This is a genomic window from Ursidibacter sp. B-7004-1, from assembly GCF_053654055.1.
In genome coordinates this window covers 72,829-87,264 of the sequence record NZ_JBSIUP010000007.1, presented here as the reverse complement: position 1 = coordinate 87,264, position 14,436 = coordinate 72,829, and the positions used below count along the sequence as shown (strand labels likewise).

Annotated in this window: 14 protein-coding genes; 12 read left to right on the top strand and 2 right to left on the bottom strand. The window is 37.6% G+C overall.

The window, feature by feature from the left end:
- The 8 genes from ACWIW0_RS03865 to ACWIW0_RS03830 all read left to right on the top strand — a co-directional run.
- A partial coding sequence (locus ACWIW0_RS03865) for a hypothetical protein (RefSeq protein ID WP_454452271.1) occupies positions 1 to 1,578 on the top strand: 1,578 nt, incomplete at its 5' end.
- Positions 1,579 to 1,580: 2 nt separating this feature from the next.
- Positions 1,581 to 2,018, top strand: a complete 438-nt coding sequence (locus ACWIW0_RS03860) for a hypothetical protein (RefSeq protein WP_454452270.1) — start codon at positions 1,581 to 1,583, stop codon at positions 2,016 to 2,018.
- A 403-nt stretch (positions 2,019 to 2,421) separates the two neighbouring features.
- Positions 2,422 to 3,531: a hypothetical protein gene (locus tag ACWIW0_RS03855; RefSeq protein WP_454452269.1), complete on the top strand. Its 1,110-nt coding sequence runs from the start codon at positions 2,422 to 2,424 to the stop codon at positions 3,529 to 3,531.
- A 1-nt stretch (position 3,532) separates the two neighbouring features.
- Positions 3,533 to 3,715, top strand: a complete 183-nt coding sequence (locus tag ACWIW0_RS03850) for a hypothetical protein (protein WP_454452268.1) — start codon at positions 3,533 to 3,535, stop codon at positions 3,713 to 3,715.
- An 816-nt stretch (positions 3,716 to 4,531) separates the two neighbouring features.
- Positions 4,532 to 5,008 (top strand): HvfX family Cu-binding RiPP maturation protein, encoded by a 477-nt coding sequence (locus ACWIW0_RS03845; RefSeq protein WP_454452267.1) that lies wholly within the window; start codon positions 4,532 to 4,534, stop codon positions 5,006 to 5,008.
- Positions 5,009 to 5,036: 28 nt separating this feature from the next.
- A complete protein-coding gene (gene hvfA, locus ACWIW0_RS03840) occupies positions 5,037 to 5,369 on the top strand; it encodes an oxazolone/thioamide-modified RiPP metallophore HvfA (RefSeq protein ID WP_454452266.1) in 333 nt (110 codons plus the stop codon).
- A gap of 77 nt (positions 5,370 to 5,446) precedes the next feature.
- Complete coding sequence (locus ACWIW0_RS03835) at positions 5,447 to 6,340, top strand: HvfB family MNIO-type RiPP peptide maturase (RefSeq protein ID WP_454452265.1); 894 nt, start codon at positions 5,447 to 5,449, stop codon at positions 6,338 to 6,340.
- Positions 6,341 to 6,358: 18 nt separating this feature from the next.
- Positions 6,359 to 7,087 carry an HvfC family RiPP maturation protein gene (locus ACWIW0_RS03830; RefSeq protein ID WP_454452264.1) on the top strand — a complete coding sequence of 243 codons (729 nt, stop codon included), beginning with the start codon at positions 6,359 to 6,361 and terminating at the stop codon, positions 7,085 to 7,087.
- A gap of 118 nt (positions 7,088 to 7,205) precedes the next feature.
- Here ACWIW0_RS03830 and ACWIW0_RS03825 read toward each other — a convergent pair whose 3' ends face one another.
- On the bottom strand, positions 7,206 to 8,498 hold the full coding sequence (locus ACWIW0_RS03825) for a prolyl oligopeptidase family serine peptidase (protein WP_454452263.1): 1,293 nt from the start codon (positions 8,496 to 8,498) through the stop codon (positions 7,206 to 7,208).
- Positions 8,499 to 8,765: 267 nt separating this feature from the next.
- Here ACWIW0_RS03825 and dnaA point away from each other — a divergent pair, with 267 nt between their 5' ends.
- Genes dnaA through recF form a run of 3 tightly spaced genes read left to right on the top strand, consistent with a single transcriptional unit; the run spans position 8,766 to position 12,326 of the window.
- On the top strand, positions 8,766 to 10,106 hold the full coding sequence (dnaA, locus tag ACWIW0_RS03820; protein ID WP_454452262.1) for a chromosomal replication initiator protein DnaA: 1,341 nt from the start codon (positions 8,766 to 8,768) through the stop codon (positions 10,104 to 10,106).
- 9 nt (positions 10,107 to 10,115) lie between these two features.
- Positions 10,116 to 11,219 (top strand): DNA polymerase III subunit beta, encoded by a 1,104-nt coding sequence (dnaN, locus tag ACWIW0_RS03815; protein WP_454446979.1) that lies wholly within the window; start codon positions 10,116 to 10,118, stop codon positions 11,217 to 11,219.
- 21 nt (positions 11,220 to 11,240) lie between these two features.
- Positions 11,241 to 12,326 (top strand): DNA replication/repair protein RecF, encoded by a 1,086-nt coding sequence (gene recF / locus ACWIW0_RS03810; RefSeq protein ID WP_454452261.1) that lies wholly within the window; start codon positions 11,241 to 11,243, stop codon positions 12,324 to 12,326.
- A gap of 7 nt (positions 12,327 to 12,333) precedes the next feature.
- Here the strand turns inward: recF and ACWIW0_RS03805 are convergent, their stop codons facing one another.
- On the bottom strand, positions 12,334 to 12,594 hold the full coding sequence (locus tag ACWIW0_RS03805; protein ID WP_454452260.1) for a SemiSWEET family transporter: 261 nt from the start codon (positions 12,592 to 12,594) through the stop codon (positions 12,334 to 12,336).
- A gap of 424 nt (positions 12,595 to 13,018) precedes the next feature.
- On the opposite strand from ACWIW0_RS03805, the gene pepT reads away from it, so the two are divergent.
- Positions 13,019 to 14,266, top strand: coding sequence for a peptidase T (gene pepT / locus ACWIW0_RS03800; RefSeq protein WP_454452259.1), 1,248 nt, complete (start codon positions 13,019 to 13,021; stop codon positions 14,264 to 14,266).
- The last annotated feature ends 170 nt before the right edge of the window (positions 14,267 to 14,436 follow it).

Below are 14,436 nucleotides of genomic sequence, written 5' to 3'. Positions count from 1 at the left end.
TTACAGGCAATTCAAGAGCGACAAGAAGCGACACAAATAATGGCAGAGATGGGGGCAAAAGCCGTTGGTGATTTAGCTCAGTATATGAATTGGGAAGATGGCAGTCCGCAAAAAATCGCCTTACACGGTTTAGTAGGTTATCTCTCAGCCAAAGTAGGTGGAGGTAATGTGGCAGCCAGCACGCTTTCAGCAATGGGGAGTGAATATATCAATACCGAAATTGCAAATTATTTAAAAGAAAACACCGCTTTAACAGAAGACCAACGCAATGCGATACAGCAAGCGAGTGCAGCAGGCTTGGGGGCGTTGATTGGTGCTGGTTTAGGTGGTGATAGCAATACGGTAAACCAATCGGCACAGATGGCGTTAAGGACGGAGCAGTTTAACAGGCAACTGCATCCTGATGAAATACAATGGATTAAGGACAATGCAGAGAAATTTGCGAAGGAGCAAGGGATTGATAAGGAAACAGCAGAAAAACGTTTAATTGCACAGGCAGCTCAAGAGGTCGATTTCTTCTGGGAAAAAATGATTGGAGAAAACGACTTCGCAGCAAGCCAATTCTTAAAAACCTCATCGGGTTTTATGGGAGATGTACCGGTTGGTTCGCAACAAACTTTTATCAATGCCGAAGGCAAAAAGCAGGCATTATTTTCAGCAACGGACGATGAAAAGAAAGCCACGGGGCTTTATGCGGATAAATTAAGAGCTTATGATGAACAAAATCATCGCATTTTCACCAATGCGGTTCAACCGAAGATTAACAATCATGTTATCCCGCAAAGTATAAAGGATAGCGTAGTGAATACAGCAAAATCAACGGCTTATGCACTGGATAACCCGAAAGAAACGATTCAAGGTATAGGTGCGGCAACGATGGATTGTGCACTCACAGGTGATTGTATAAAAAATGCTTGGAATAGTTTTGACTCAGCTTCTGGGCAGCTATTTCGTAAGGGCTATAAGCAAGCGGATGTAGATTATCTTTACGGCAAAGATATGAGTACGGAAGTAACGGCTATTCAAGGGGCAAGGATTGCCTTAGGAATGACTGAAATTGCTCCTGTAGGGAAGGCACTATCTGTAGGTTACAAGCAGGGCTTAAATGCGTTACCTAAGACCCAAATAGATAATCCATATAGCCCTTATCTTGAAATAGATAAATACGGCAATGAAATCTATTATAGAACATTATCTGAGCCTGATTATAAACGTCTCTTAATTGAAGGGAGACTTCCTGCAACAAATGAAACGTTTATTTCTCCTTTAGCTGAGTATTCTAAGAATTATGAAGGAGTGTTAGTCAAATTTACAACAAAACCAGGGACATCTTTAATGCTTCAAGAAATTGGAGTTGTTGGTAATTATGTAACTCAAAAATATGTGTTTCCCAATATGCTGAGGGCAGAAAAAGGTTGGGCTGAAAATAATAAAGTACAATTTAAGTTAGAGGGAAAACATAGAGATATACCTATTAATAAAGGGTTCGGGGTTGTCAATACTGGGTTAGGGAAAAGCGATGGTCTTAATAAATTTAATGAGAATATAATTAAATTTGAAAAAATGGATAAGGAGTGAGTATGCTTTTGAACTTAGAAAACTCTATGTGCTTGGTATTTAATTTAAAAGAGAAAAATGATAGTGATATAGAACATGTTAAAGCTGTTCAGGAATTGACTTTAAATAAAAGTAAACCAAATATAGGGTTGAAAGGTAGATATGGTTTATATAATTCATCTGAGTGGTGGTGCAATATAGAAAATAATATTATTCCTCATAAGATATTATCTGGAACTATAACTAGACTTTATTCGGCTGGTCAAGATAATTACACAGTTAATTCTTTTGAATTCATTGGTGATAATGGAGATGAATACTCATCGGGAATATATTTAAATAAAACAGAAGATATAAAAAAGTTTTCGATTGGAAAAAAAATATATATATATTATATCATTGAAGAACTTAAAGTAGGAGAAACGGTAGATCTTGTTATAGAAATGGCTATATCTATATAGGCAACCAAGTAGCTAGCAAAGAGAGTTACACAGAAATTGAGAGTGGAGGTGATCCCCCTGAGAACACCCGTGTCCACACAGGTGTTCTAGGATTCTTACAAGCGGTTTAATATGTTCAATTTTTTGCAAAAGATTTTTTGGCACGAGTTTGGAAACTCGCGCCATCGGGGTAAATAAATGATGTTACTTTATTTAAAGCAAAATTTTAAATTATCTTTTTATATTATCTTGTTTTTTCAACTATCTATATGGATTAAAAGATATTTAACTCTTGGTATTATAGATCAGAGTTATTATTTCTTTTCTTTTGAGTATGTATATAAAAACATTATATTTTTCTTAGTTATATGGGTATCATCTTCACTTATTAGCTTTATTAAAGATATCAAGTGAGAAAGAGTAAATGCAATATTTTGTAAGTGTAAAGAGTTTGGGCGATAGCAATACGGTAAACCAATCGGCACAAATTCCAAGTGATGATCCAGAATATGCTAAAGCGAAGGCATTGGAGGATTTAGGGAATAGTGCGGAATTTGCGAGTGAAAGAGCATTACTGTCTAAACAAGTTGGTACGATTGGTAATGATGCCTTTGCTGCTGGCATATTAAAACCAATGTTTAACTACAACAATGTTTACCGAGTAAAAGATTATGATGATGCAAATTTACAAGTAATGAATCGAGCAGGAGGTTTAGCTCAGGCGACAGGTGGCGTTGCAGCAACCGCTTTAGGTGTAGGGATGTGTGAAACGGGATTAGGCTGTGTAGGTGGCGTTCCAGTTGCTGCGTATGGCGTAGATAATACAGTGGCAGGAGCGAGAACAATGTATTCAGGCAAATATACATCAACAGTGGGAGCAAAAGCGTTAGCAGAACTGACGGGAATAAATTCGGAAACTGCGGAGCTCATTTATAGCTCTCCATCAGTGGTGTTTGGTGCAAAACCAATCGTAATGGGTGCGGCTAAAGCAACAGGTGTATTAGCCAATGAAGTTACCCGTATCGGTGGGGATGTTAAATATGTTGCTGGAGAGTTAGGGAAGGATGTGAAAGTAGGAGCAACTTATATTAATAATACAGGAGCTATCATTATTAGAAATTTAAATAATGCGATAGAAAATACAGGAACCAAGAAATTTGGATTAGGTGTTTTAGGTGGAGGGGTTGGAGAACTTGTTGTTGAAAGTCGCACCTATTCAGAGGGTAAAAAAGACATCACACCAACAAATTTAATTGGAACAGCAAATAACATTTTGAAGTCGGGATTAATGGGAGGGATTACAGCTAATACGAATACATTACAGGCTTTAGGGATAAATACGGTATCTAGTATAACTTTAAAAAATCAAAGTGGTAATGAAGCGTTTAAGGAAAATGTAATATCATCTTCAGTTGGTAGTGCTCTTGGATATAGAGGCTTTTTATCAGAACCCCTGTCAGGTAGTATTAATTCAATATTAACTGATGAAACAAAGAAAAAATTGGAGAAATATAGTAATAAAGGAGCTGAGTGATATGAAAAAACTTCTTATTTCTATATCTCAATGTGTTTTGGCTACCGTAGTATTTTATATAATGATAGTTATTCTTTCCGGTTTTGATTTTAGTATAAATTTTATATCAATTTTCTTTGATGTTTTTCCTATAGTTGTAGTTATAAAAGTACTAAATTTTCTTGCGGGAAGTAAAAAAATATAAGGGGTTGGGAGGTATTTTCCCGATAACACCCGTGTCCACACGGGTGTTCTAGGATTCTTACAAGCGGTTTAATATGTTCAATTTTTTGCAAACGATTGTTTTGGCACGAGTTTGGAAACTCGCGCCATCGGGGGGATTCTCTGAATTAATGATTGACGATAAAAATGAATAAGAGGAAATTAAATAATGAAGAATGTTTTTTATTTAATTCTTGCATTTTTAGTTTTCTATACAGGAATTATTCTTATTGTGTTCTCAAATCGGGTTATTCATTATATTTACAATAATGAATGGTTGATGTCTTGGGAGATTTTTTATAGTTCTTTACCTAAATCAATAATAGTTTTTTTTATTATCATAATTGTTGCAAAATTTAAAAATAGTAAAAAGACAAAAAATTAAAAACTCTAAAATTTAGGGACTGTAATAGATTAACCCCAATAACACCAGTGTCCACACGGGTGTTCTAGAATTCTTACAAGCGGTTTAATACGCTCAATTTTTTGCAAAAGATTGTTTTGGCGAGTTGGAAACTCGTGCCATCGGGGGATGACCCCGTTCCCCCAAAATGTCATTGCGATAAAAAAACCTAATCTATCGTATCTACAATAGGCTCGAATCCCATTACTATACAAATATCTTTATTAACCGACTTATTACTCATTTCCTTGCTCTAGTTTTATTAATCATAACCAATTGATTAATAATGATATTTTATTTCCTTTATAACTTATTCCCAAAAAATCTTGAAATTTTTGTAAGAACCTAGAAAGCACTCCGTCTAATTTTGCAAAGCGTGAATAAAAGGAGACAACAATGCTAATAAAAGCAACACCGACAGAGTGTCAGGTTAAATGCTTATCAGCAACGGGATTAGGCTTATTAGGGCTTCGCCTATTTTTAGCCTATGAATTTTTAGAAGCAGGAATTGAAAAATGGAATGGTGAAAACTGGTTTGCTTCAATTCAAGATCAGTTTCCATTTCCGTTCAATCTTTTACCTGCCGATTTTAACTGGCTAGTGGCAATGGGGAGTGAGCTGCTCTTTCCTGTGTTGCTTGCTCTCGGTTTATTTACACGATTTAGTGCATTAAGTTTGGCGGTTTTAACCTTAGTTGCTTGGTATGCCGTTCACGCTGGGCTTGGTTATAACGTCTGCAATAGCGGTTTTAAAATGCCATTGATCTATTTGGTAACGCTATTACCACTCTTAATGCAAGGTGCAGGGTTCTTTTCTGTGGATTATTTTTTACAGAAAAAACATTCAACTCGTCAGTGGTTGAGATTTCTTTAAACTTACAAAAAACTAATAGGAGTTCCAAATGAAAAAAGTAACAACATTAACCGCATTAGCTGGTGCATTAGCTATGGCAGTTTCAGCTCAAGCAAGTGCAGAAACAAAGTCTATGGATAAAATGGCTGCAGATAACTGTATGGAAATGAAAGATGGTAAATGCGTCAAAATGAAAGCTGCTGAAGGTAAATGTGGCGAAGGCAAATGCGGTGGTAATGAGATGAAAGCCGATCCAAAAATGAAAGCAGCCGAAGGTAAATGTGGTGAAGGCAAATGTGGCGGACACGATAAAAAAGCCGAACCCAAAATGAAAGCAGCTGAAGGCAAATGCGGCGAAGGTAAATGTGGCGGTTCAAAATAAGCCATAACTCAACAAAATAAGCGGGGCGATTTGCAATTTTTTTTGCAAATCTATCCGCTTACCAAAAGGAGAAAACAATGATTGTGGGTGCAGGTTTGGGCTATCGTCGTGATTTAGCCGCTGATTTTTTACAATTACCCGATAATAGCATTATTCAATTTATGGAAGTTGCCCCTGAGAACTGGCTCAAAATGGGTGGATTAGCTCGTTATCAATTTGATCAAGTAGCTGAACGAATTCCCCTCGCTGTTCACGGTTTATCGCTTTCATTAGGTGGGCAAGCTCCCTTAGATCGAGAGTTATTAAAGGGGATCAAAACCTTAATGACACAATATAACGCCCATTTTTTCTCCGAACATTTAAGCTATTGTGAATGTGAAGGGCATTTATATGATCTTTTGCCAATGCCTTTTACCGATGAAGCCGTAAAACACACCGCGCAACGTATTCGTGATGTACAGGATTTTTTAGGCTGTCGAATTTCTCTGGAAAACACCTCTTACTACCTACATTCACCAACTAGCACGATGAATGAAGTGGAGTTTCTCAATGCGATCGCACAAGAAGCAGATTGCGGTATCCATTTAGACGTAAATAACATCTATGTAAATGGCGTTAATCACGGTTTGCTCGATCCTTATGTGTTTATTGATAATGTCGATGTGAGCCGAGTGAATTACATTCATATCGCAGGACACGATGAAGATCATTCGGTAACCACGCCTATCAATGAAAGTGGCGAATCGTTTAATAAAGTCAAAGGAGAATTTCGTCATCTACCCGAATTATTGATCGACACTCACGGTGAAGCGGTAAAAGGAACGGTTTGGGATCTGCTTGATTATACTTATCAACGTTTACCCCATATTCCGCCAACATTATTGGAACGTGATTTTAATTTTCCACCCTTTTCAGAATTATGTGCTGAAGTACAGCATATCGCCACATTACAGAAAAAATATGCAAAATAACGAAAAAGGGGAAAACGAATGAGCATAAAAGATATCACAAATAGCCATAATCAACTTGTTGAAACTCAACAAGCCCTTGCCAATGCCATTCGGCAAGGTATATCGGCAGAGCATTCGTACGATCCCATTCGTTTAGCCGTTTACGCCCGTTTAGTCAGAAATAACACACTAGGATTTATCGACCGTTGCTATGTAGAAGTGCCAAAGCATCTTGAAAGTTCACAATGGGCAGAAAGCAAAGAAACCTTTATTCGAGAAGGGAAAGCCCATTCACCTTATTTCCAAGATATCGCAGGGGAATTTCTCACTTTTTGCCAACAGCGAGAGTTATTTACTCCCGCCATTCTTGAGCTAATGGATTTTGAATATACACAACTATTGGCAGAAGTGTCTCAAGAAAATGTACCGTCATCATTTGAGTGGGACGAACAAACGGAAATGAAATTATCAGGCTGTGCTTTTTTACGCAGTTATGAGAGCGATTTTATTAGCTCGCAATTTGCTGAATTAACATCTCAAGCCACTCAACTGATTGTGTGGCGAGACAGTGAATTTGGGGTCTATTTTCAAGCCTTAAACCAACTGGATTTTTGGCTACTCACTTATTTAAGTGAACAGAGTGCATCATTAGCCAATATTCTGCAAGAGATTGAAATGCTAACCGCAAATAGTGCCGAATTAAAACCGCTTTTACAACAAACTTGGATTAGTTGGATTGCGAGAGAAGCGGTTATTCCGAGTGATTAAGTTTGTAAATTTGAGAGTTCGGTACTTATTTTGTCGTTTCTATTGTGAATTCACTACTTTTGGTATATTAGGTTTTGCCCTTTAATTTTTTATTAAAGGACAATGACAGAGTTTAAGATCATCTATGCTGCACAAACAACCATTCACGAATAGGTTCAATGCTATAAGCAACACGCCAAGTATTACGGTGTCCGCTTGCCCCTTCTTTACTTGCATTCGGTAGAAAAACAGTATCTTTAGCAAAAACGGTGTAGTTAATCGGACTATTTTCAGCCGTAATATCATCATAAGCAAAGCGATATTCATCGGCATTCCAACGAGCGTCCCAAATCGCACGACTAATTTTCGCTCCTTCTTTTTCTAAACGTTCAGTAATAGCATTTTGACCAGGAAATGCCCCTAAATCATCAGCAGAAACTAAGATCCATAATTTCTTTTTGGCTAATGGGGCAACTAAATCTGCACTCCATTGTCCTGCCACCAAAAAGGCAGCAGCAAACAGATCAGGATACTTGATATTCATCGCAATCGACATCATACAACCGCCCGATTGTCCTGTGGTATAAAGACGATTAGTATCAATGTTGTACTCTTTTGTCAGTTTTTCGATTAAATGAACGGTTGTATCCAACATTGGCGAAGCTTCAGAATTATCATCAACAATCACTTCATCAAACTGTGGTGCAAGTACAAAGCAAGGGCGTTTAGCTTGATCTTCAGGGCTTGCCCAAGATAACGCCCCTAAACCTTGTAATAAAGTTGCTCGATGAAACTCGCTCGTCACTCCTGCGTCGTGCATAAATAACACTAAAGGCAAAGGTTTATCTTGCTGATTTTTTGGAATATAAAGATTGTAGCGTAAGGTTTTACCCGTTTGCTTGTCTTCAAAAATTAACTGTTGAAAATCATCAACAATCGGATATTTCACTTCCATAGTGGTTAAAGATTGGTTATTCACACGAATAGTGGCTTGTGGGTCTTTGAAAATCAGATTAGTCGCAGGTTTATCGCCAGCAACCCATTTCTTTCCACCACGTTTAGGTTTATCACTACTCACAGTCGCATTTGTCATTGGAATTTTGTCTTCCAAGGATAAATTCGGATCATCTAGCGATAATTCCACAATAACAAAGTGTCCTGTTTCTGCTTTTTCTGCCACACTGGCTGTATTACTCACAAAAACATTGGTAATCGTTCTACCTTCAACGTTGAAATCCTTTGCAGAAATTTCAGCAGAACTGACCGCTTGATTATATTCCACCGCCACAGCGGTTAATTTCACACCATCGCCAAAAACTTGGGTCAATGCGATAGCTTTTTCAGGTTTTACAGCACCTTGGGCAAAAGAGGGTAAACTCACTACCAATGCTGCACCAGCACTCATTAAAATAAACTCTCGGCGAGATAACATTTTGCTTTCCTTCTAAAAATAAAACCTAATTTATATAGGGGTATTTAAGCGTATAAATCTTAAAAAAATCTTAAGATATAGATCTTGGATTATTACATAGCAAAATTGTAGTGGGAGTAATAGGAAAATTTTATAAAACCTAACGATATTTCTTTGATCTTTTAAGCAACTCTTCGGATCTGTTATAAAATCCACAGAAATTTTTGTAAGATCGTGAGATCTTATGCAATTTTTCAGGTATCATAACAAACCTTTTTCATTACTATTTTGGAGCAAATTGTGTCTTCCCTTTGGTCTGATTGTCTAAGCCATTTACAAACAAAAGTTTCCGCAACAGATTACAGTACTTGGTTACGTCCACTTCAGGCAGATCTTGTTAATGGGGAGCTTGTGCTTTATGCTCAAAATCAGTTTGTGGCAAATTGGGTGCAGGATAAATTTATTACTGAGATTACAGGTTTAGCTCGTTTTTTGGCTAAAAATGATGAGCTGAAAATTTCTCTAAGAGTTGGTACTAAGCCGACTGAACAGCAGGCTGCACCAGTGGTAGAAAAGGCAGATAGTGATCCCATACCGTCAAATTTACGCACAGGCATCACCGAAACACTTACTTTTGCCAACTTTGTACAAGGTAAATCCAACCAACTAGCGAAAGCTGTTGCACAACAAGTTGCGGCAAACCCTGGTGAAAACCACTGTAATCCATTTTCATTGTATGGTGGAACAGGCTTGGGTAAAACACACTTATTACACGCGATTGGTAATGAAATTTTAAGTCATAATCCGAATGCTCGGGTGGTTTATATTCATTCGGAGCGTTTTGTGCAAGATATGGTAAAAGCTATTAAAGCAAATACTATTGAAAAATTTAAGAAATTTTATCGCTCGTTAGATGTATTAATGATTGATGATATTCAGTTTTTTGCCAACAAAGAAGTTACACAGGAAGAATTTTTCCATACCTTTAATTCACTATTTGAACGTAGTAAACAAATCATTGTAACTTCTGATGTATTTCCTAAAAACATTGAAAATATTGAAGAGCGTATTCGTTCCCGTTTAAGTTGGGGCGTAAATGCAGCTATTGAGCCGCCAGAGCTTGAAACTCGAGTCGCAATTTTAATGAAAAAAGCTGAAGAACGTGGCGTATATTTAGAAGAAGAAGTTGCTTTTTTTCTTGCACAAAAATTACGAACCAATGTGAGAGAACTTGAAGGGGCGTTAAATCGTGCAATTGCGTGGAGTAACTTTACTCATCGTCCGATTACGGTAGATGCGGTGCGTGAAGCATTAAAAGATCTGATTGCATCTTACGATCATTTAATTACGATTGAAAATATTCAGAAAACAGTTGCAGAATATTACAATATAAAAATGGCGGATCTAAAATCAAAAAGTAGAACACGATCCGTTGCTCGACCACGTCAAATGGCGATGGCATTAGCAAAAGAGCTGACGAACCATAGCTTGCCTGAAATCGGGCGAGAATTTGGTGGTAGAGATCACACTACCGTAATGCACGCTTGTAAAACAATCAGCGAAATGCGTGATACAGATAGCAGTATTCAAGAAGATTATACTAATTTAACCCGTAAATTATCGTCTTAAGGAATGGTTATGCAATTTACAATTACTCGTGAACAGTTACTAAAACCTTTACAACAGGTTTGTGGGGTATTGAATAGCCGCCCAAGCCTTCCTGTTATTAACAATGTTCTACTCGAAATTGAAGGTAATCGCCTTGCATTAACAGGGACAGATTTAGAAGTAGAATTAACCACCCAAGCAGAGCTGGCACAAGCGGTTAAATCCGCAGGAAAATTTACTATTCCTGCGAAGAAATTCTTAGATATTTGCCGAGCTTTACCAGAAGATAGCTTGATTTCAGTGCAATTCGAAGAAGATCGTGCGTTAATTCGTGCCGATCGAAGCAAATTTAATTTAGCGACTTTACCTGCATCGGATTATCCAAATTTAATGGATTGGAAACCTGAAGTAGATTTCACTATCGATCAAGCAACTCTTGCTCGCTTAATTGATGCCACTCAATTTTCAATGGCAAACCAAGATGCCCGTTACTTTTTAAATGGAATGAAGTTTGAAACGGAAGGAAATTTATTAAGAACCATTGCCACTGATGGTCATCGCCTTGCGGTTTGTACCATTCCACTAAACCAAGAGCTTTTAACACATTCTGTGATTGTGCCACGCAAAGCAGTACTCGAGTTAGCTCGTTTAGTTGGACATAGCGATAATGCGGTACGTTTAGAAATAGGCACGAATAATTTGCGTGTATCAATGGACGGTATCGTCTTTACTTCAAAATTGATTGATGGGCGTTTCCCTGATTATCGCCGAGTATTCCCGCGTAATGCAGATCGTGTATTGGAAGCTGATGCCGAAACCTTAAAACGCTCTTTGGTGCGTGTGGCGATTTTATCCAATGAACGTTTTCGTGGAGTACGTTTAGCATTAAGCCAAAATTTACTGAAATTAACAGCAAATAACCCAGAGCAAGAAGAAGCAGAAGAAATTGTTGATGTTTCTTACGAAAATGTAGAAATGGAAATTGGCTTTAATATCAGCTACTTATTAGATGTATTAAATACGTTAAAATGCCAACGTGTTCGTATTAACTTAGTTGATGCAAACTCAAGCTGTTTAATTGAAGATTGTGATAATTCAACGGCAGAATATGTAATAATGCCGATGCGTTTATAATCAAAAATCTAACCGCTTGTAATGTCATTATCTCGTTTAATTATCAATAATTTTCGTAATTTAACTGCCGTGGATCTCGAATTGAGCCACGGCTTTAACTTTTTGGTCGGTGAAAATGGGAGTGGTAAAACAAGCCTACTTGAAGCGATTTTCTATTTAGGACACGGTCGATCCTTTAAAAGCCATATCAGTAATCGGGTAATTAACTACGATCACGACCATTTTGTGTTATTCGGTAGAGTAGAGGAAGCGAAACACGAATGGTCAGTAGGGTTACAAAAAACCAGACAGGGCGATACTACACTAAAAATCAATGGTGAAGATGGAAAAAAGATCTCCGATCTCGCTCATTTATTGCCAATGCAAGTGATTACACCAGAAGGACTAACTTTGTTAAATGGTGGACCAACCTATCGCCGAGCTTTTCTTGATTGGGGATTGTTCCATCAGCATAATGAGTTTTATAGCCATTGGGCAAATCTTAAACGGTTACTTAAACAACGAAATGCAGCATTGGCTCAAGTTCGAAACTATGTAGAATTACGCCCTTGGGATATTGAATTAGCCAAATTAGCTCATCTTGTGAGTGATATGCGAGCAGCCTACGCTGAGGCTCTTCGCCCTGAAATTGAAAAAACCTGCCAATTTTTCTTACCTGAATTAGAAATTACAGTCAGCTTTCATCAAGGTTGGGAAAAAGAGAGTGAATATAGTGAGATTTTAATGCAAGGTTTTGAACGAGATCGCTCTGTTGGGTACACAATGGTAGGGCCACAAAAAGCAGATTTCCGTTTTAGAGCCAATGGATTACCAGTGGAAGATGTTCTCTCTCGTGGACAGTTAAAATTATTGATGTGTGCCTTACGTTTGGCACAAGGGGAATATTTAATTACACAAAAATCTCGTCAATGTTTATTTTTAATTGATGATTTTGCATCAGAGCTAGACCCAACCAAAAGAGCTTTATTAGCAGAGCGTTTACGTCAAAGCGGTTCACAAGTTTTCGTTACCGCCATTACCCAAGATCAGCTTAATCAAATGCAGTGGCAAGACCAACAATCAGATAAACGTTTTAGTGTACAACAAGGGCTGATTAAGCCCTTGTAGTTCTTCCTTAAAGTGCCGTTATAAACGTAATCAATCCTAATACTACGCCAGGGAAATTCGCCAGAGCAACGGGGTAATCTCTTTTGGTTTTTAATAAACCGTATCCCACCCAAAGTGTACAGTTAATTGCGGTAGCTAATGGCTGAATCGCACCGCCTTTACTGCCCGATAAATTTAGATCAATTTGTTGAAGATAGGAAACATACATACACACTGCAGTAAAAGTGGCAATCCAACCTAAAATAGTAATAAAACGATTTTCAGTCATTTTCTCTCCGAATAAAAAGTAGCTTAAAAAAATTTTGTTTGTCTAAATGACGAAATGAATGCTACTTTTTATTGACTGATTATGCAAATCAGCATATCCAATAATGAGCCAAAACACATTGATTTTTGACAAAAGTTGACATCTTGTGTAAAGATAAAAAAATCAACTTATTGATAATAATCTATTATTTGGGGGGTGGTTTATTTAATGCAATGAAATGTAAAATGTAATGCGTAATTTGTAATTTTGTATTTTTTATTGTTTTTAAGCTACTTTTTATTTTGATGAAGTGAGAGTAGGCACTACGATTTTCATCATTTTTTATAGAAAAATGTCTTGGAGTTTTAGATTTTTATGGAATTTTCTAGAATAATAGCCCTAATGTGAATAATGGCACTTTGTTGAGAAAAATTAAGGAAACACAATGGAAAGACAGGCTTTTAAATCAGCACTTCTAACACGTTTATTACGCTATACCCAAATTTATACCACTTCTGACCCAAATAGCACCACTATTCCAAGTTCACCACAGCAGTGGGATTTGCTCCGTCTATTACGAGATGAAATGACAGAACTGGGGCTAACGGAAGTTGAGCTAGATGAACGTGGTTTTGTAATGGCAACATTACCAGCAAATATATCACAGGATATTCCCGTATTAGGGCTATTAGCTCACGTAGATACCAGCCCAGATTTTAACGGCAAAGATGTTAAACCGCAGGTTATTGAACAATACGATGGTAACGATATTGTATTGCAAGGCAGTGGTGATATTCTGTCGCCAAAAGATTTCCCTAATTTATTAAAATTGCAACAACACACTTTAGTAACGACTGACGGCACTTCATTACTTGGAGCTGATGATAAATCGGGTATTGCGATTATTCTTTCTGCGGCAGAGTACTTGCTTAATCACCCCGAAATTCCCCACGGTAAAATCCGAATCGGTTTCACCACTGATGAAGAAATCGGGCGTGGCACAGAAGGCTTTGATGTGAAAAAATTTGGGGCTGATGTTGCCTATACCCTTGATGGTGGTCCTTTGGGGGAATTGCAGTATGAGAATTTTAATGCGGACGCCGCAACAGTTACCTTCTTCGGACGTAGCGTTCACCCTGGCACAGCCAAAGGTAAAATGATCAACGCTTTTGAACGAGCTTGTGAGTTTCAACAACGTTTACCAGCACACAATACGCCTGCAACGAGTGAAGGGCGTGAAGGCTTTATGTTGTTGCATCATATTGACGGTGCTTTAGATCAGTGCCAACTGCACTATATCTTACGCAGTTTTAGTCGTGAAGAGTTGGCAATGTATGGAGAATACTTACGACAAACAATGGCAGAAATGCAACAGATCTACGGAGAGAAATGCGGTAAAGTCGAAATTAACGAACAATACCGCAATATGCACGAAGTGGTAAAAAACTATCCTTATTTAATTGAAATTGCTCAACAAGTAATGGAGCAAAGCGGTATCATTCCAAATCTTGAGCCTATTCGTGGCGGTACAGATGGCTCAAATCTCTCTTTTATGGGGCTACCAACACCTAATTTATTTACAGGTGGAGAAAACTTCCACGGGCGTTTTGAATTTATCTCTGTTGATGTAATGGCACAAGCCACTCAGGTGGTTGTGGGAATTGCGAAAGGCTTTACGGAATATAAATTCTAAAAATAAGCGGTGAGATTCTGGGGTATTTTTAATAGTATTATTTTAGTATTGAAAACCTATGCTGTTGTCATAATTTTTTGGGCTATACGTAAGGTCTCAATACTAAACCAAACTAAACTTATATATTTTTAAATAGAGTGAGTTTCTTGACTCAATATTGAGATAAATTT

Excerpts from the sequence above, each read along its gene's own strand:
- ACWIW0_RS03860 (WP_454452270.1), top strand. The coding sequence starts at position 1,581 with ATGCTTTTGAACTTAGAAAACTCTATGTGCTTGGTATTTAATTTAAAA.
- ACWIW0_RS03805 (WP_454452260.1), bottom strand. The coding sequence starts at position 12,594 with ATGACTGAAAATCGTTTTATTACTATTTTAGGTTGGATTGCCACTTTT.
- ACWIW0_RS03830 (WP_454452264.1), top strand. The coding sequence starts at position 6,359 with ATGAGCATAAAAGATATCACAAATAGCCATAATCAACTTGTTGAAACT.
- ACWIW0_RS03825 (WP_454452263.1), bottom strand. The coding sequence starts at position 8,498 with ATGTTATCTCGCCGAGAGTTTATTTTAATGAGTGCTGGTGCAGCATTG.
- ACWIW0_RS03855 (WP_454452269.1), top strand. The coding sequence starts at position 2,422 with ATGCAATATTTTGTAAGTGTAAAGAGTTTGGGCGATAGCAATACGGTA.
- pepT (WP_454452259.1), top strand. The coding sequence starts at position 13,019 with ATGGAAAGACAGGCTTTTAAATCAGCACTTCTAACACGTTTATTACGC.
- dnaN (WP_454446979.1), top strand. The coding sequence starts at position 10,116 with ATGCAATTTACAATTACTCGTGAACAGTTACTAAAACCTTTACAACAG.
- ACWIW0_RS03845 (WP_454452267.1), top strand. The coding sequence starts at position 4,532 with ATGCTAATAAAAGCAACACCGACAGAGTGTCAGGTTAAATGCTTATCA.
- ACWIW0_RS03850 (WP_454452268.1), top strand. The coding sequence starts at position 3,533 with ATGAAAAAACTTCTTATTTCTATATCTCAATGTGTTTTGGCTACCGTA.
- hvfA (WP_454452266.1), top strand. The coding sequence starts at position 5,037 with ATGAAAAAAGTAACAACATTAACCGCATTAGCTGGTGCATTAGCTATG.
- recF (WP_454452261.1), top strand. The coding sequence starts at position 11,241 with ATGTCATTATCTCGTTTAATTATCAATAATTTTCGTAATTTAACTGCC.
- ACWIW0_RS03835 (WP_454452265.1), top strand. The coding sequence starts at position 5,447 with ATGATTGTGGGTGCAGGTTTGGGCTATCGTCGTGATTTAGCCGCTGAT.